General features: G+C 55.2%; 18 protein-coding genes and 1 tRNA gene. 9 read left to right on the top strand and 10 right to left on the bottom strand.

From position 1 onward, the window contains the following. Nucleotides 1-678: 678 nt before the first annotated feature. The 5 genes from J8G15_RS03250 to J8G15_RS03230 all read left to right on the top strand — a co-directional run bounded on the left by J8G15_RS03250 (nt 679) and on the right by J8G15_RS03230 (nt 4,129). Nucleotides 679-954: a hypothetical protein gene (locus tag J8G15_RS03250; protein ID WP_210546105.1), complete on the top strand. Its 276-nt coding sequence runs from the start codon at nt 679-681 to the stop codon at nt 952-954. A gap of 75 nt (nt 955-1,029) precedes the next feature. Next, nucleotides 1,030-1,410, top strand: a complete 381-nt coding sequence (locus tag J8G15_RS03245; protein ID WP_210546104.1) for a hypothetical protein — start codon at nt 1,030-1,032, stop codon at nt 1,408-1,410. A gap of 143 nt (nt 1,411-1,553) precedes the next feature. Continuing rightward, nucleotides 1,554-2,462, top strand: a complete 909-nt coding sequence (locus J8G15_RS03240) for an ArdC family protein (protein ID WP_210546103.1) — start codon at nt 1,554-1,556, stop codon at nt 2,460-2,462. Between the two features lie 195 nt (nt 2,463-2,657). Beyond that, nucleotides 2,658-3,275 carry a DUF1071 domain-containing protein gene (locus J8G15_RS03235; RefSeq protein WP_210546102.1) on the top strand — a complete coding sequence of 206 codons (618 nt, stop codon included), beginning with the start codon at nt 2,658-2,660 and terminating at the stop codon, nt 3,273-3,275. Beyond that, nucleotides 3,272-4,129 (top strand): lambda-exonuclease family protein, encoded by an 858-nt coding sequence (locus J8G15_RS03230; RefSeq protein WP_210546101.1) that lies wholly within the window; start codon nt 3,272-3,274, stop codon nt 4,127-4,129. The genes J8G15_RS03235 and J8G15_RS03230 overlap by 4 nt, the downstream gene beginning before the upstream one ends. Nucleotides 4,130-4,263: 134 nt before the next feature. Here the strand turns inward: J8G15_RS03230 and J8G15_RS03225 are convergent. From J8G15_RS03225 to uvrB, 10 genes are all read right to left on the bottom strand, one after another. Continuing rightward, a tRNA-Val gene (locus J8G15_RS03225) sits at nt 4,264-4,338 on the bottom strand. A gap of 39 nt (nt 4,339-4,377) precedes the next feature. Next, a complete protein-coding gene (dnaQ, locus tag J8G15_RS03220; RefSeq protein WP_210546100.1) occupies nt 4,378-5,079 on the bottom strand; it encodes a DNA polymerase III subunit epsilon in 702 nt (233 codons plus the stop codon). A 29-nt stretch (nt 5,080-5,108) separates the two neighbouring features. Then, nucleotides 5,109-5,447: an ISC system 2Fe-2S type ferredoxin gene (gene fdx, locus J8G15_RS03215; protein ID WP_210546099.1), complete on the bottom strand. Its 339-nt coding sequence runs from the start codon at nt 5,445-5,447 to the stop codon at nt 5,109-5,111. 22 nt (nt 5,448-5,469) lie between these two features. Beyond that, nucleotides 5,470-7,326: a Fe-S protein assembly chaperone HscA gene (gene hscA, locus J8G15_RS03210; protein WP_210546098.1), complete on the bottom strand. Its 1,857-nt coding sequence runs from the start codon at nt 7,324-7,326 to the stop codon at nt 5,470-5,472. 37 nt (nt 7,327-7,363) lie between these two features. Next, nucleotides 7,364-7,885, bottom strand: a complete 522-nt coding sequence (gene hscB / locus J8G15_RS03205; RefSeq protein WP_210546097.1) for a Fe-S protein assembly co-chaperone HscB — start codon at nt 7,883-7,885, stop codon at nt 7,364-7,366. After that, complete coding sequence (iscA, locus tag J8G15_RS03200; RefSeq protein ID WP_210546096.1) at nt 7,882-8,205, bottom strand: iron-sulfur cluster assembly protein IscA; 324 nt, start codon at nt 8,203-8,205, stop codon at nt 7,882-7,884. The genes hscB and iscA overlap by 4 nt, the downstream gene beginning before the upstream one ends. Before the next feature lies 1 nt (nt 8,206). Continuing rightward, nucleotides 8,207-8,605, bottom strand: coding sequence for a Fe-S cluster assembly scaffold IscU (gene iscU, locus J8G15_RS03195; protein WP_210546095.1), 399 nt, complete (start codon nt 8,603-8,605; stop codon nt 8,207-8,209). A 19-nt stretch (nt 8,606-8,624) separates the two neighbouring features. After that, nucleotides 8,625-9,845 (bottom strand): IscS subfamily cysteine desulfurase, encoded by a 1,221-nt coding sequence (locus J8G15_RS03190; RefSeq protein WP_210546094.1) that lies wholly within the window; start codon nt 9,843-9,845, stop codon nt 8,625-8,627. Nucleotides 9,846-9,890: 45 nt separating this feature from the next. Further along, nucleotides 9,891-10,427, bottom strand: coding sequence for a Fe-S cluster assembly transcription factor (locus J8G15_RS03185; RefSeq protein WP_210546093.1), 537 nt, complete (start codon nt 10,425-10,427; stop codon nt 9,891-9,893). A gap of 197 nt (nt 10,428-10,624) precedes the next feature. Next, nucleotides 10,625-12,733: an excinuclease ABC subunit UvrB gene (gene uvrB / locus J8G15_RS03180; RefSeq protein WP_370627480.1), complete on the bottom strand. Its 2,109-nt coding sequence runs from the start codon at nt 12,731-12,733 to the stop codon at nt 10,625-10,627. 109 nt (nt 12,734-12,842) lie between these two features. On the opposite strand from uvrB, the gene J8G15_RS03175 reads away from it, so the two are divergent. From J8G15_RS03175 to rsxB, 4 genes are all read left to right on the top strand, one after another. Beyond that, the gene (locus J8G15_RS03175) at nt 12,843-14,039 is read left to right on the top strand and encodes an amino acid aminotransferase (protein ID WP_210546092.1); all 1,197 of its coding nucleotides are present in this window, start codon (nt 12,843-12,845) and stop codon (nt 14,037-14,039) included. 93 nt (nt 14,040-14,132) lie between these two features. After that, nucleotides 14,133-14,969 (top strand): Rossmann-like and DUF2520 domain-containing protein, encoded by an 837-nt coding sequence (locus J8G15_RS03170; protein ID WP_210546091.1) that lies wholly within the window; start codon nt 14,133-14,135, stop codon nt 14,967-14,969. Nucleotides 14,970-15,192: 223 nt separating this feature from the next. After that, nucleotides 15,193-16,566, top strand: a complete 1,374-nt coding sequence (locus J8G15_RS03165; protein WP_210546090.1) for a polyhydroxyalkanoate depolymerase — start codon at nt 15,193-15,195, stop codon at nt 16,564-16,566. Next, nucleotides 16,566-17,231: an electron transport complex subunit RsxB gene (gene rsxB / locus J8G15_RS03160; RefSeq protein ID WP_210546089.1), complete on the top strand. Its 666-nt coding sequence runs from the start codon at nt 16,566-16,568 to the stop codon at nt 17,229-17,231. The genes J8G15_RS03165 and rsxB overlap by 1 nt, the downstream gene beginning before the upstream one ends. The last annotated feature ends 20 nt before the right edge of the window (nt 17,232-17,251 follow it).

Below are 17,251 nucleotides of genomic sequence, written 5' to 3'. Positions count from 1 at the left end.
ACTTTGTGCGCGTGCCGCAAAGCTGCCTTTAGCAACGCCGCCGCCATTGGCCCGAGCTTGGGCGCCTTGAATCCTACCTGCTGCTGTGGGTCTCATCGGAGACTTTGGTGTTGCGGGTGTGGGCGTGCTGGAAATGTTGGCTTTCATATGGATCTTTCAAGATTTGACGTGCCAAAAGTGGCACATCGGCATCTTGCAACTCACCGTTCAAATGGTCACGACACAGCACCGAAGAAATTTATTGATTTGTTTAGCGGGAGAGTAAGGACCCCGTTGAAACGGTTGGCTATGTGACATGGTTGGCCTTCAATACACACGTTTTCCAAGGATGAGGTGATGTCTTAGAGGCGCAAGGAGTTCACATTGCAACGGAAATTTTTCTGAAAAAATTTTTAGGGATTTTTTTAGAAAACCGCCTCATCCGGGGGCACGGGTCCCCTGTCCCCCGGGTCAAATAAAGCCCTGCCACTTCGGATTCCGTTTCCCTGCCCCGGCCAGAGGGGACCCTAGGCCCTGAACTCCCGGCAGCCGCTGAGTACAGCGCCTGCATCGGTCACCGTGTTCGTCTTCAGTTCTTGAAGACGCCAACCCATGAAGCCCAACAGCCACGACGACCGAGGTCGTCGTCCTGCTTGAGCTTTGTGGATTCACCTTGATCCGTCACTCAGGAGCTCCCTCATGTTTATCACCGGCTTTGCCATCTTCCTCGGTCTTGTCTTCATCTTCATCAAGCTGCCTCGGCGCACCATGCTGCGCTGGCTGAACTACGACGTCGTCCTCGACGTGGCCGTCACCCTGATCGTGCTGGTTGTTCACTTCGGCACCTTCTCTGGCGTCATGGCCGCCACCTTTGCCGGTTTGCTCACTTCCGTGGGCACCAGCCTGGCGAAGCGTGCTTTTGGGCACATCAAGGGCGATCTGTACTACCCAGGTCTCATCAGGCTCAAGGTGTAAGCACCTGCCCTGTGCCCCACCGATTAGCTGCTTGACAGCCTCAATCCCCCCTCCCCTCATTTATTGGAGTTATCCATGTCTACTTCACGTCGCAATACCCTCATTCGCACCATCGCCGCTCTCAGCGGCGACTTCGCCGCCGGCTTTGCCGTGGCTGCTGCCTGCGTCTGGCTGATTGAATATGCCGCCCTGGGACTGTTTCTGTCCTTTCTTCTGTGGCTGCTGGCCGTCATCGTGGCGCTGGCGCTTAGTCAGCATGTCATTCACCCTGCGGTGACGCTGTTTTTGTCCAACCAAAAGCTCGATGTGGCCGTTCAGGCCGCCTCGACGTTGGCGGATGCCATTGGCATCACCGGCGAGCAAGTGGCCCTGGGGCTGGCGCGGTACGGCCGTGCCACCCTGTCCAGGGTTCTGGCTTGGTCTTCAAGCGCAAAGGCACACGCCTGCCCAATTTGACCCGTCAACCCTCAGTTGACCGGGGCTGGGGCTGGCTTTCTGCCTCAGTGGTTCAACCACCCTGCCCCTTCAGTTCTTCGTCATTCAACTCCGCCCCTGCCTGGCTCGTCCATCAGGGGCTTTTTTACGTCTGGAGCTTTGTCATGAAATCGACTATCGACCTTTATCAGTCCGTCACGGACGCCATCATTACCGCCCTAGAAGCGGGCACACCACCTTGGGTTTGCCCCTGGAATCAGGTGCAGGGAAGCCTGCTGCCAGCCAATCTGAGCACCGGGCGCCAGTACCGTGGCATCAACACGCTGCTACTCAATGTGCAGACCATGACTCAGGGCTATGCCCTGAACCGCTGGCTGACCTTTCAGCAAGCTCGCGCTCTGGGTGCCTGTGTCCGCCGTGGCGAGACGGGCAGCCCCATCGTGTTCTTCAAGATGCTGGAGTGCGATGGCACCCCACGCGCTGCCAACGACACCCCCGCCCGCAAGGTGATCCCGCTGCTGCGCAGCTTCACCGTTTTCAACGCCGCTCAGGTCGATGGTCTGCCGGAGGCACTGACTGCCGTACCGGCACCGCCGGAGGATTGGAGCCCCATTGACGCCGCTGAAACGCTAATGGCGCGATCAGGGGCGGTCATCCGTCACGGGGGTGACCGGGCGTTTTACCGTCCGGGCGACGACGTGATTCAGTTGCCACTCCCCGCTCAGTTCCCCCAAGCCAGTAGCTATTACGCTACGGCCCTGCATGAGCTCAGCCATTGGACGGGTCACCCGACTCGTTGCAACCGGGTTCTATCGGGGCGTCAGCACATCGAAGCCTATGCCTTTGAGGAGCTGGTGGCCGAGATGGGTTCTGCGTTCCTGAGCAGTCATTGCGGGCTACCGGGTGAGTTGCAGCATGCGAGTTACATCGCCAGCTGGCTCACCGCCCTGAGCAGTGACAAGCGTTTGATCTTTAGGGCGGCCTCACTGGCACAAAAGGCAGCTGACTTTCTGCTGCCAGCCCAAGCCACCGAGCCCAACCCACAAGCCAAGTCGGCAACGGCCCTGGCTTAAACCAAATCAGCACCCGGCATGGCCATGCGGGGTGTCTGCGTTTCCCTAAGAACAAGCCTAGTTGGCGACATTGTGTGGGCAAAAAACTGACAACATCGCAGGCACAGCGGGCATGCCTTATCTGGCCCCACCCCGCGCCAGCCATGAATTCTTGGCTGGCGCTCTTTCTTTCCCCTTATCTGACTGGAGATCATCATGAACATCAACACGGGCAATTACTTTGCCACTCTCAATGCCATCAACGTCTCGGCGCATGTCGAGAAGAAAGGTGGCTTTAGTTACCTCAGTTGGCCAATTGCCGTGGCCCAACTGCGCCTGGCTGATCCCACGGCCACCTGGGAGGTGCGTCGCTTTGACGGGCTGCCCTACCTGGTCACAGACGCTGGCGTGTTCGTTGAAGTGGCCGTGACGGTGCAAGGCGTCACGCTGAGCCAGATTCACCCCTGTCTGGATGGGCGCAACCGCCCCCTACTGGCACCCAATTCGTTCGAGATCAATTCCAGCCTACAGCGCTGCCTGGTCAAGGCCATTGCACTGCATGGCTTGGGCTTGTACATCTATGCCGGCGAAGACCTGCCGCAACCAGTAGCCGATGCAGCCAATGATCCGGCACCAGTCACTCGCGCGGATGCCAAACGCACAGGGCCGACGATCTCAGGCCCCCAACAGGCCAACATTCACAAACTCGTGATCGAGACCGGCACGGACCTGAATCGCCTGCTGGAGCACTTTGGCGTTGCATCGCTCAAGGACTTGCCCAGCGCTGAGTTCAGCCGGGTCGTTCGTTCATTGGAAAAAAGGAGAGTCGCATGAAGATCATTCAACTGACCCAAGGCAGCCAGGCCTGGCTGGATTACCGGCGCACCATGCGCAATGCCAGCGAAACCGCTGCCGTTCTGGGCGTCAGCCCATGGTGCACTCCGTACCAACTGTGGCTACTCAAGACAGGCCGGGCTCAAAACCCGACCAATGTCGCGATGCAGCGTGGCACCGACCTAGAGCCTGCGGCTCGATTGGCCTACGAGGCCGAGACGGGCAACATCATGCAGCCGCTCGTGCTGCAGGATGGTCTCTACTCAGCCAGTCTGGATGGCATGACCCTGGAGGGAGACCTGATCGTGGAGATCAAGTGTCCGTACCGGGGACAAGACTCCGCGCTGTGGCGTGAAGTCAAGGCCGGCTACGTGCCTGACCATTACGCGGCGCAGATACAGCATCAGATGATGGTGTCCGGTGCAACACTGGCGCATCTCTATGTATTTGATGGCACCCAAGGCCTGCTCAGGCCAGTCGCCCCCATTGACCATGCGGTGCAGCGTATTCGGGATGGTTGGGATCAATTCCAGATCTACCTGGATACGGATACACCACCGCCATTGACGGATGCAGACACGGTGCAGCGGGAGGATGCGGACTGGGTTGCGGCTGCGACCGCCTTCTCTGCCGCCAAGCTGGCCGCTGATCTGGCTGATGACGTGGTGGCCAAGGCCCGTGAGGCATTGGTGGCGCTTGCGCAACACCCCAAGGAATCGGGTGGTGGAGTGTCGGTGACGAGGTTCTGGAAGCAAGGCAGCGTCAGCTATGCCAAAGTGCCAGAGCTCAAGGGTATCGAGCTGGACAAGTACCGGGGCAAGACGCGGGAGGATGTGAGGGTTAGCCTTAACTGAACCAACCAAGAAGTCTCATCAGTGACTTCTTGAGATGTGCTTATAGTGTGTCCTCAGCCTAAATTCAAAACTTTATTGGCAACAAAAAAGGACTTGCGATCACTCGTAAGTCCTTGATTTATAACCAATAAATTTGGTGGGCGATGCAAGTTTCGAACTTGCGACCCCTGCAGTGTGAATGCAGTGCTCTACCCCTGAGCTAATCGCCCTGAATTCTTATCAGGTAAGCCTTGAATTATGCCATATTTTCAACAGCCAACTCTCCAATAAGTTTTCCCACCACTCGATTTATCAATTTCTGTGAGAACCTGTTCGTGTGCCAAATTCTCTTGCTCATTGGCGGACAGGAAAGGCGGAGCAAAGGCTCGCAAATCAACGGCGATCACATTCTCACGGGCGACCTCATTCGACCCCACCTCCATTAGCAAGGCCTCTTGGCCACGGGTCATATTGATGTAGACGTCAGCCAAAAGTTCGGCATCCAACAACGCGCCATGCAACGCTCTACCCGAATTGTCGACTTCCAGTCGCTCGCAAAGTGCGTTCAGAGAATTGCGCTTGCCCGGATACATCTCCTTGGCCATGACCAACGTGTCGGTCACACTCGCAACAAATTCCTTGAATTTGAGTCGTCCAACCAGCTCCAACTCCTTGTTCAGAAAGCCGACGTCGAAGGCCGCGTTGTGAATAACAATTTCGGCCCCTGCCAAATAAGTCATCAGCTCATCAACTACCGCGGGAAACTGGGGCTTATCTTTCAGAAATTCATTGGTGATCCCATGAACTTTAAGCGCTTCCTCGTGGCTCTCGCGCCCTGGATTCAGGTAGAAGTGCTTGTTGTTGCCGGTCAGCTTTCGGCTGATCATCTCCACACATCCAATTTCGATAACCCGGTCACCACCATCCGCAGACAGGCCCGTGGTTTCTGTATCAAGAAAAATTTGGCGCATAAACAATTCAATCGGTCGATCAGAATCGGTCAGTGATTTTCTTTGGCGTGATTCACGGAGTACTTGGGGATTTCCACCACGACATCTTTATGGGCCAAAAATGCTTGACAGCTCAAGCGAGAGTTGGGCTCCAGTCCCCAAGCGCGATCCAGCAGATCCTCTTCATTTTCATCCAACTCGTTCAACGAAGAGAGGCCTTCGCGAACAACCACGTGACAAGTGGTACAGGCGCAACTCATGTCACAAGCATGCTCAATGTTGATGTGGTTGTCGAGCATCGCCTCACAAATAGAGGTGCCTGCGGGCGCGGAGATTTCTGCACCTTGGGGGCAGTATTCGGGATGGGGCAATATTTTGATAATGGGCATTGTTCAAGTCGTGTTGTCTGGGTCAGACGGATTCAATATTTTTGCCAGCCAATGCTTTTTGAATGCCTCGATTCATGCGAACCGCCGCAAAAGCTTCCGTGCCCTTGGCTAGAGCTTGAGTCACGGCTTCGATCTGCGCCGCGTCGTCCAAGGGGCGAGACGCCTTCGAGGAAGCGATCAGCCGGTCGATGTCAGCGCGCTCGGATGGAGATAGCAAATCGCCATCTGCCGCCAGAGCGCTTTCAATGGCGAGGACCATACGATCGCTATCGACACGCGCTTCAACCAGCGCTCGTGACTTCATGTCCGCCTCTGCCGTAGAGAAGCTGTCCTGAAGCATGGCCGCGATCTGATCGTCACCCAATCCGTAGGATGGTTTGACATCAATTCGAGCCTGCACTCCGCTGATTTTCTCCAATGCATTGACGCTCAACAAACCGTCTGCGTCGACAGTGAAGGTCACGCGAATCCGGGCTGCACCAGCCGCCATCGGTGGAATTCCACGCAATTCAAAACGCGCAAGACTGCGGCAGTCAGCCACCAGATCTCGCTCGCCTTGGACCACATGCAGAGCTAGCGCCGTTTGACCGTCAATGTAGGTGGTGAAGTCCTGAGCCTTCGCCGTGGGAATCGTTTCATTGCGGGGAACAATACGCTCAACCAATCCACCCATGGTTTCGATTCCAAGAGACAGCGGAATGACGTCCAGCAACAACAAATCACCATCCGTATTGTTGCCCGCCAGTTGATTGGCCTGAATCGCTGCACCGAGCGCAACAACCTCGTCTGGGTTCAAGTTGGTTAGCGGCTCACAGCCGAAGAACTCTGCAACCGCTTTTTGAATCTGAGGCATGCGAGTTGAGCCACCAACCATGACAACGCCCTCAATGTCGTCGACGGTCAGTTTGGCGTCACGTAGGGCCTTGCGGGCCGCTGTGACGGTACGCTTGGTCAAGATGAGAGTTTCCGCCTCAAACCTAGCAACATCAACATCCACGGCCAAGTCTGCGTTGGTCAGTTGCGCCTTGAATGTCACAGTATCTTGGGAGGAAAGGGCCTCCTTGCAGGCTCTGGCTGCAACTTTCAGCGCCGCCTTGTCAGCTGAAGTCAGGGCCGTGCAGCCACTTTGCGCAATCACCCAATCCACTAGAGCGTGATCGTAGTCGTCGCCCCCCAGCGCGGAGTCCCCTCCGGTTGCCACGACTTCAAAGACCCCTTGTGTCAGCCGCAAGATGGAGATGTCAAAGGTACCGCCACCGAGGTCGTAAATGGCGTAAACACCCTCGCTCGCATTGTCCAGCCCGTAGGCAATAGCGGCGGCAGTGGGCTCATTTATCAGACGAAGAACGTTCAGCCCGGCCAATTGGGCAGCATCTTTCGTCGCCTGGCGTTGAGCATCGTCAAAATAGGCAGGAACCGTGATTACGGCCCCGTACAAATCATCGTTGAAGGTATCTTCGGCACGGTAACGCAGCGTTGCCAAAATATCGGCACTGACCTCAACCGGTGATTTTTCACCCTGAATGGTCTGCAATCCCAGCATGCCAGAATGATCGACAAAGCGGTAGGGCAACTTTTCCGGACTAGCAACATCCTTCAAACCCCGCCCCATAAATCGCTTCACCGACGCGATGGTGTTCTCAGGGTCTTGTGCCAACGCAGCCTGTGCGTCGAATCCAATTTGACGAGCGCCTCCATCCTGATAGCGAACAACGGAGGGAAGAATCACCCGCCCTTTGTCATCGGGCAGGCATTCCGCTACGCCATGACGCACGGATGCGACCAAAGAATGAGTTGTGCCCAAGTCAATGCCAACCGCAATACGCCGCTCATGCGGGTTCAGGGATTGGCCAGGTTCAGATATTTGTAAAAGCGCCATGTCTTATTTGTTCGGATTCAAGAATCCATTGTCCCAGTTAGCCGACGTCTATACGGTCGATACGGTTTTCCACATCACTGGCGAAGCGCTCAATGAACATCAGTGCCCTCACCTGTTGAGCCGCCTCCTGATAATCATGCGTTGAGTCAAGCAACTGGCCGCAATGCTCAAGCATGAGCCGACGCGCAGCAGACACCTCTTGGTCCAGCTGCTCCAGATCAGATACGCTGGTCGCATCTTCCAACGACTCTCGCCATTCCATTTGCTGCATCAGAAATGGCGTGGGCATTGCCGTGTTGTTTTCAGCGTTGATGAGTACACCGTTCAACTCGCACAAATAGGCCGCACGTTTCAGAGGATCCTTCAGTCGCTGATAAGCCTCGTTGATTCGAACTGACCATTGCATGGCGATTCGCTGTGCGGCCGCGCCCTGGGTTGAAAATTTATCCGGGTGTGCTTCCTTTTGCAGCTCCTTCCAGCGTGCATCAATGCCCTCACGGTCTTGCGAAAAGGTAAGGGCAAGACCGAAGAGCTTGAAATCATTGGTTTGGAGATTCACACTCGAAAGGATTCACCACAACCGCAACGATCCCGTTCGCGGGGATTGTTGAACTTGAATCCCTCGTTGAGGCCTTCGCGAACGAAGTCCAACTCGGTTCCATCAAGGTAGGCAAAACTCTTGGGCTCAACCAGAATTTTCACTCCGTGACCTTCAAAAACAATGTCCTCCGGGGCCACTTCGTCCACGTATTCAATCTTGTACGCCAGACCCGAGCAACCCGTTGTTTTGACACCCAGACGCACACCGACACCCTTGCCACGTTTGGCAAGGTATCGATTAACGTGCCGGGCGGCAGCCTCAGTCAGGGTAACAGCCATATCAATTGGTCTGGGCTACGCCGTGCTTTTGACGGTAGTCGTTCACTGCGGCTTTGATGGCGTCTTCAGCCAGGATTGAGCAATGAATCTTCACAGGTGGCAGGGCCAGTTCCTCAGCAATCTCGCTGTTCTTCAACGCTGCAGCCTGATCCAGTGTCTTGCCCTTCACCCACTCAGTAACGAGCGAAGACGAAGCGATAGCTGAACCACAACCGTAGGTTTTGAATCGAGCATCCTCGATCACACCCGTCACAGGATTCACTCGAATCTGCAGTTTCATCACGTCACCACAGGCGGGGGCACCGACCATGCCGGTACCTACAGACTCGTCACTCTTGTCGAAAGAACCGACGTTGCGGGGGTTTTCGTAGTGGTCAACGACTTTTTCTGAATATGCCATTTTATTTACCTCTTTTGGTTTAGTGGGCAGCCCACTGAATGGTGCTGATGTCGATACCCTCTTTGTACATGTCCCACAAAGGGCTCAAATCACGCAGCTTGGCCACATTGAGCTTGATGGTCTCCACCGCATAGTCGATCTCGGCTTCTGTGGTGTATCGCCCAATCGTCATGCGCAGACTGCTGTGCGCCAACTCATCGCTGCGGCCCAAGGCACGCAGTACATAGCTAGGTTCAAGGCTGGCGGAAGTGCACGCCGAGCCGCTGGAAACAGCCAGACCCTTGATACCCATGATCAAGGACTCGCCTTCCACATAGTTAAAACTCATGTTCAGGTTGTGTGGCACCCGTTGATCAACGTGGCCATTGATGAATACCTGCTCCACGTCTTTGAGGCCCGCTAACATGCGGTCATGCAAAGCGAGAATACGGACATTCTCAGCGGCCATTTCTTCTTTTGCAATGCGGTAGGCCTCGCCCATGCCCACGATTTGGTGCGTGGGCAGCGTGCCTGAGCGCATACCGCGCTCATGGCCACCGCCATGCATCTGGGCTTCAATACGAATTCGCGGCTTGCGACGCACAAACAAAGCCCCTATGCCCTTGGGGCCGTAGGTTTTGTGCGCGGTTAGGCTCATCAAATCGACAGGCAACTTGTTCAGGTCGACATCTACTCGGCCGGTCGCCTGGGCTGCATCAACATGGAATATCACCCCTTTTTCGCGGCAAACTGCACCGATGGCGGCAATATCCTGAATGACTCCAATTTCATTGTTGACAAACATGACGCTGGCCAAAATGGTGTCGGGGCGAATTGCTGCCTTGAAGACTTCCAAATCCAGCAACCCATCTTCTTTCACATCCAGATAAGTCACCTCAAAACCCTGACGCTCCAACTCACGACAGGTGTCCAAGACCGCTTTGTGCTCGGTCTTGACCGTGATGATGTGCTTACCTTTGGTCTTGTAGAAGTTTGCCGCGCCTTTAAGGGCCAGGTTGTTTGACTCTGTCGCACCCGAGGTCCACACGATTTCGCGCGGGTCGGCGCCAATCAGTGCTGCAACGTTCTCGCGCGCTTTCTCAACAGCGGCCTCAGCCTCCCAACCCCAGGCGTGACTACGCGACGCGGGATTACCAAAGTGTTGGCGCAACCACGGAACCATGGCGTCCACCACTCGTTCATCACAAGGGTTGGTGGCGCTGTAATCCATGTAAATGGGGAAATGCGGTGTTGTATCCATAGCTAACTCACTACTGCTGTGTTTATTAAAATATCAATGGTCAATTCACGACTTGGAAAATGCATTCCCAAGGGCAAAAACCGAGTTCGGCACATTCAACCGTACGGGCTTCACCACAGGCATGCTTGAGATGGCACGCTTGAGCGATGGCCCTTCTTCGATCTGCAACCCTTTTGCCAATTGCTCATCCACCAATTTTTGCAAAGTCACCGAGGCCAAAAACTCAACCATTTTGGTATTCAGGGACGCCCACAAATCATGGGTCATACATCGAGCACCTTCGCCCAAACAATTTTCTTTCCCTCCACATTGAGTGGCATCGATGGGCTCGTCCACAGAAACGATGATGTCAGCGACTGTGATCTCGGAAGGCTTTCTGGCCAAGGTGTAGCCGCCGCCGGGACCACGAGTGGACTCCACTAGCTCGTGACGACGCAACTTGCCAAACAACTGCTCAAGATAGGACAGCGAAATTTGCTGACGCTGGCTAATGGCCGCCAGAGTGACCGGGCCGCCACTTTGACGCAAACCCAAATCAATCATCGCTGTGACCGCAAAACGGCCTTTGGTAGTAAGACGCATGGCAAACTCCTTGGAATTGGTTGATCAACTGCAACACCATCCGGTCTGCGCGTAACATTGCCTCTGTTTAGTTGCGCCACTGGACTTGCATAAACCCGCTTTAGACGGGTTTGGCTAATTATAGCAAGAATCCGATCAAATTACTCGGGTACCTAGACTCACCAGTCACCTTCTGACCTTTACCAACCAAATCAGGGTTATGGCTGGAAATTACTACCCGAGGCGCCAAAGGCTTGCGTCTTCAAAATGCCCAGTTGATCCCGCACCCGTGCCGCTTTTTCAAACTCAAGGTTGCGGGCGTGCTCCAGCATCAACTTCTCCAAGCGTTTGATCTCGCGGGAAATATCTTTCTCGCTCATGTCTTCCACCTGGGCTCTCTGCAGTGCATCGCGCTCCAGCTTTTCGGCTTCTTTTCCGGCTTTCTCGCTGTAAACACCGTCAATCAAGTCCCTGACCTGTTTAACGATGCTGCGAGGCGTGATGCCATGGGACTCGTTGTGCGCTAACTGCTTGAGTCGACGCCGCTCAGTCTCGCCAATGGCTCTCTGCATTGAGTCCGTGATTTTATCGGCGTACAAAATGGCGCGGCCATGCATATTGCGGGCTGCCCGACCGATGGTTTGGATTAAAGATCGCTCTGACCGCAAAAACCCCTCTTTATCGGCGTCCAAAATTGCCACGAGGGAAACCTCTGGAATATCCAGTCCTTCTCGGAGCAAATTGATTCCAACCAAAACATCAAAGGTGCCCAAACGCAGGTCCCGCAAAATCTCAACGCGCTCGACCGTATCGATGTCGCTGTGGAGGTAACGAACCTTCACGCCGTTGTCGCTCAGGTAGTCGGTCAACTGCTCGGCCATCCGCTTGGTCAGCGTCGTGATGAGAACGCGCTCGCTCTTTTCAACCCGAATTCGAATTTCTTGCAGTACATCGTCAACTTGGCTGGTGGCTGGTCGCACTTCCACCTGCGGGTCGACCAAACCAGTGGGGCGTACCAACTGCTCAACGACCTTGCCCGTATGGTCTTTTTCCCATTGGGCTGGCGTGGCGGACACAAAAACGGCCTGGCGCATCTTGGTTTCAAACTCTTCGAACTTCAGCGGGCGGTTGTCCAGTGCGCTGGGCAGACGAAATCCATACTCCACCAAGGTCGTCTTTCGGGAGCGGTCGCCGTTGTACATGCCGCCAAACTGCCCAATCAGCACATGGCTCTCGTCCAGAAACATCAGGGCATCGTTGGGCAAATAGTCCGTCAATGTGGCGGGTGGCGCACCCGGCGGAGCGCCACTGAGATGGCGCGAATAATTCTCAATGCCTTTGCAGTGCCCTACCTCGCTGAGCATTTCAAGGTCAAACCGGGTGCGCTGCTCCAGGCGCTGGGCCTCAACGAGCTTTCCCTGGCTGACAAACTCCTTGACCCGATCCGAGAGCTCCACCTTGATGGTCTCCACAGCCGCCAACACCTGCGCACGGGGCGTTACGTAATGACTGCTGGGGTAGACCGTAAACCGGGGAATCTTCTGGCGAATGCGCCCCGTCAGGGGGTCAAAGAGCTGCAGGGACTCAATTTCGTCATCAAACAGCTCGATTCGGACCGCCATTTCACTGTGTTCAGCCGGAAACACGTCAATCGTGTCGCCCCGAACACGGAACGCGCCTCGCGAGAAGTCAATGTCATTGCGCTGATATTGCATTCGAACCAGCTGGGCAATCATGTCCCTCTGACCCATTTTGTCACCTGCCCGCAAAGTCATCACCATCTGGTGATAGGCCTCTGGCTGACCAATACCGTAGATCGCCGACACGGTGGCGACGATAACAACATCCCGCCGCTCCAACAAACTTTTGGTGCAACTCAAGCGCATCTGCTCGATGTGCTCATTGATCGCCGAATCCTTTTCGATGAACAAATCGCGCTGCGGCACATAGGCTTCAGGTTGGTAGTAGTCGTAGTAGCTGACAAAGTATTCCACCGCGTTCTTTGGGAAAAACTCACGAAACTCGCTGTACAACTGCGCGGCCAAGGTTTTGTTGGGGGCGAAAACGATCGCGGGCCGCCCCAAGCGGGCAATCACATTGGCCATGGTGAAGGTCTTGCCGGACCCCGTGACGCCCAATAACGTCTGAAACACCTCTCCGTCATTGATCCCGTCAACCAGCTGCTCGATGGCTTCAGGCTGATCTCCCGCTGGAGGATAGGGCTGAAATAGCTCAAACGGAGAATCCGCAAAGTGCACGAACGTGCCCTCGGGTGTTGGCGGCGCATCATCAGCCGGCGCCGGAATTGGCATGTTTTCAGTGAGCATTGGCATAACCTGACGATTTAAACCCGGGTCGAAGCTACTAAAATATTCCGCATCTAGACCCAGCCCCCTATTCTCGTTTCTCTCTGACTTCTTTTCACAGGACTCTCTCATGTCACTTTTTTCTGCCGTCGAAATGGCCCCTCGCGACCCAATTTTGGGCTTGAATGAACAGTTCAATGCGGACACCAACCCAGCCAAAGTCAACCTTGGCGTAGGCGTTTATTTCGATGACAGCGGCAAACTTCCGTTGCTGCAATGCGTCCAGGCCGCCGAGAAAACCATGATGGAAAAGCCAACCGCGCGTGGTTACTTGCCCATTGACGGCATCGCCGCATACGACGCCGCTGTTAAATCGCTGGTGTTTGGCGCTGAGAGTGAACCCGTCACCACGGGCCGTGTTGCCACAGTTCAAGGCATCGGTGGCACTGGCGGTTTGAAAGTTGGCGCGGATTTTTTGAAGAAGCTCAACCCCGATGCAACCGTTCTGATCTCGGACCCAAGCTGGGAAAACCACCGCGCCCTCTTCACCAACGCCGGCTTCACGGTGGACAGCTACCGCTATTACGACGCCGAAACACGCGGCGTTGACTTTGACGGCATGCTGGCCGATTTGAACGCTGCGGCTCCCGGCACCATCATCTTGCTGCATGCCTGCTGTCATAACCCAACGGGCTATGACATCACAGCGGCCCAGTGGGATCAGGTGATTGCAGCGATCACAGCCAAAAATCTTGTGCCCTTTCTGGACATGGCCTACCAGGGGTTTGGACATGGCATTGCCGAAGACGGCGCGGTCATCGGCAAGTTTGTGGCCGCAGGACTGGACTTTTTTGTCTCCACCTCGTTCAGCAAGAGCTTCAGCTTGTATGGCGAGCGTGTTGGCGCGTTGTCGGTGGTTTGCGCCAGCAAGGAAGAGGCAGGACGCGTTTTGAGCCAGTTGAAGATTGCGATCCGGACCAACTACTCCAACCCACCGATTCACGGCGGCGCCATTGTGGCTGCCGTTTTGGGCAACCCAGAACTGCGCGCCCTGTGGGAAAAAGAGTTGGGCGAGATGCGCGTTCGCATCAAAGCCATGCGCCAAAAGCTGGTGGACGGACTCAAGGCTGCCGGTGTTCAACAGGACATGAGCTTCATCACCACCCAGATTGGCATGTTCAGCTACTCCGGTCTCTCCAAAGACCAAATGGTTCGCCTGCGCTCTGAGTTTGGAGTGTATGGAACTGACACTGGCCGCATGTGCGTGGCCGCACTCAACAGCAAGAACATTGACTATGTTTGCGCCGCCATTGCCAAAGTCATCTAGTTTACGATTTTCCGATGATGAAATAGACCCCATACGCGCTTGCAGCAAGCGTAAGGCGCTGCATCATCAATAGCACCATTAATTCTCACACGTATGAAAAAAATCAACCTCATCGGTAGCGGTCGGGTTGGTTCAACGCTGGCGCGTTTGTGGCAAGACCAAGGCACGTTTGAGGTTCAAGATGTGCTGACGCGCGGGCTTGCGTCGGCTCAACATGCAGTTGACTTTATCGGCGCGGGTCGGGCCACTGGTTCACTTGCGGATATGCGCCCCGCCGACCTCTGGATGTTGGCGGTGCCGGATCGAGAGATATCAGGCGTTGCAATAGCTTTGAGCCAAGTGACTCCGGCACATCCTGCGAGCCTTGCGTTTCACTGTAGTGGCGCACTTTCGTCTGAGGAGTTAGCCGGCCTGAAACAGCAGGGCTGGAAAGTGGCCAGCGCCCACTGCCTGCTAAGTTTCGCCAACGCTAAAGACGCAATGATTCAATTTGTGGACACGCCCTGCGCTTTGGAAGGCGATCCCCAGGCATTGGGGGTGTTATCGGAGGCCTTTCAGCAAATCAAGGGGCATTGCTTCCCCCTGCTGGCTAAAAACAAGTTGCTGTATCACGCAGCCGCCGTGTTTGCGACCAATTTTTTACCGGTCTTGCAAGCCACCGCTGATCAATTGTGGCTAGACAGCGGCATGCCCGACGCCATCGCCCTGCAGGTCAGAGAAAAACTACTGCACAACGCTGTTGCGAACATCCTTTCTCTGGGGCCCGCAGGCGCACTGACGGGGCCGGCTGCCCGAGGCGACCTTGCCTTGGTTCAGCGACAAGGAGAGGCAGTCTCACATTGGGACGAACCGAGTGGCGACGCCTATCGGGCGCTCAGTCACCTCGCGTCAATATTGGCGGCACGACAACAAAAGCGCAGTTCGCATTGAGCAACATCAAGACCGATTCACGCAATAACTACTCCGTTTGCAATAATGTGAGCTCGCAGTGCTTTGCCGAATCAGCTAAATTTTTCAAGCAATTGGATTCATGGCCACGAATAGTTAATCTCGAAACCTGACAGCAAGCTGAGTCCTCGGCGCAATCTTCTGACACAAAGTTGCCTCTAAACTGTTATATTGCACTGCAACATTTTCTGAAAGTGAACCTATCGTGCTCTACCAACTCTACGAAACCCAACGTTCCCTGATGGAGCCGTTCACAGATATGGCCCAGTCGGCGGCCAAACTTTTCCGCAATCCTCAAACAGCAATGGGGCAAAGCCCTTTCGCCCAGAGGATATCAGCGGGTTACGACCTCATGCACCGCCTGGGTAAAGACTACGAGAAGCCAGAATTTGGGCTGCGCACTGTATTGGCCGGCGATGTGGAAGTCGCCATCCACGAGCGGGTCGAAATCGACAAACCTTTTTGTGAGCTTCGCCGGTTCAAACGTTTCACGGACGACACCCAAACGCTGGAAAAGCTAAAGGGTCAACCCGCTGTTTTGATCGTGGCGCCCCTTTCCGGCCATTACGCCACTTTGCTGCGTGACACGGTTAAGTCCATGCTGAAAGACCACAAAGTCTACATCACTGACTGGAAAAACGCACGACTGGTTCCGTTGTCCGAAGGCGAGTTTCACCTGGATGACTATGTGAATTATGTGCAGGAGTTCATTCGTCACCTGCAAGGTATTTACGGCAACTGCCACGTTCTCAGCGTGTGCCAGCCCACTGTGCCCGTTTTGGCGGCCGTCTCTTTGATGGCCAGCCGGGGTGAGGTCACGCCCACCACCATGACCATGATGGGTGGCCCGCTGGACGCCCGCAAATCACCCACATCCGTCAACAATTTGGCAACCACCAAAGGTATTGAGTGGTTTGAGAACAATGTGATCTATCGGGTACCATCGAATTTCGCCGGTGCCGGTCGCCGCGTCTACCCTGGTTTTCTGCAGCACACCGGGTTTGTGGCCATGAATCCCCGCAACCATGCGAAAAGCCATTACGATTATTTCAAAGACCTGATCAAAGGTGACGACGAAAGCACGGAAGCCCACCGCAAGTTTTACGACGACTACAACGCCGTACTGGACATGGATGCGTACTACTACCTTGAAACCATCAAAGTTGTGTTTCAGGAATTTAATCTGGTCAATGGCGATTGGGACATCAAAGGAGTGGACGGCAAAATCGAACGCGTTCGTCCAGAGGACATCAAGACCACAGCCTTGTTCTCCGTCGAAGGTGAATTGGATGACATTTCCGGTTTGGGTCAAACCGAGGCATTGCACAAAATCTGCGGTGGCGTTGTAGATTCAGAGCAAAAACACCTGATTGTTGAAGGTGCAGGCCATTACGGCATCTTCGCTGGTCGCCGCTGGCGCGAGGTGGTGTACCCCGAGTTGCAAGCCTTCATTGCCTCGCACCACTATGCAGAGTCATCGGCCGCAAAGGTTGTGTCCAATCCAGTGAAAGCCACGACGGCTGCTGCTGCAAAACCGCGTGCGCCTGCTGCTGTGAAGAAGGTCACTCGCAAGAAGTAATGGAGTCGCTCGCGGCCCGTATTCTGGCGGTGTTACCTCAAACCCAGTGCACGCGCTGCGGCTACCCCGATTGCTCGAGCTATGCCCAGGCTATTGCCCAGGCAGCAGCCCCGATTAACCAGTGCCCTCCGGGCGGCCAACAAGGCGTTGCCTTGTTGGCCGATCTCACCGGGCAACCCGTCGTACCACTTAACCCTGTCCACGGGGTTGAAGGCCCCCGTTCGGTGGTCTTCATTGATGAAGACTGGTGCATTGGATGCACCTTGTGCATTGGCGCCTGCCCAACAGACGCCATACTGGGCAGCAACAAACAAATGCATGCCGTCATCGAGGCGCATTGCACCGGCTGTGAACTGTGTTTACCGGTCTGCCCAGTGGATTGCATCAAACTGGAAAATGTCTCTGGACAATCGACGGGCTGGGATGCTTGGTCGCAACCGCTGGCCAACAACGCCAAAACTCGCTACGAGTTTTATAGCTTCCGCCGCAATAGGGACAACGAAGAAGCGGCGAACAGACGAGAGGAAAAAGCTCGGCTTAAACTGCCTGACCTCGCTGCACACTCTCAACACACAGACCCGGCAATTTTGGATAAAAAACGCTCGGTGATTGAAGCAGCCCTGGCCCGCGCTCGGGCGAAGCGAACAACGCCAGGGCCTTCCTGACTGCGATCCTGACGCAATCA

The organism is Rhodoferax sp. PAMC 29310 (assembly GCF_017948265.1).
In the GTDB taxonomy this organism is placed as follows: domain Bacteria; phylum Pseudomonadota; class Gammaproteobacteria; order Burkholderiales; family Burkholderiaceae_C; genus Rhodoferax.
This window is presented reverse-complemented; position numbering and strand designations above follow the sequence as displayed.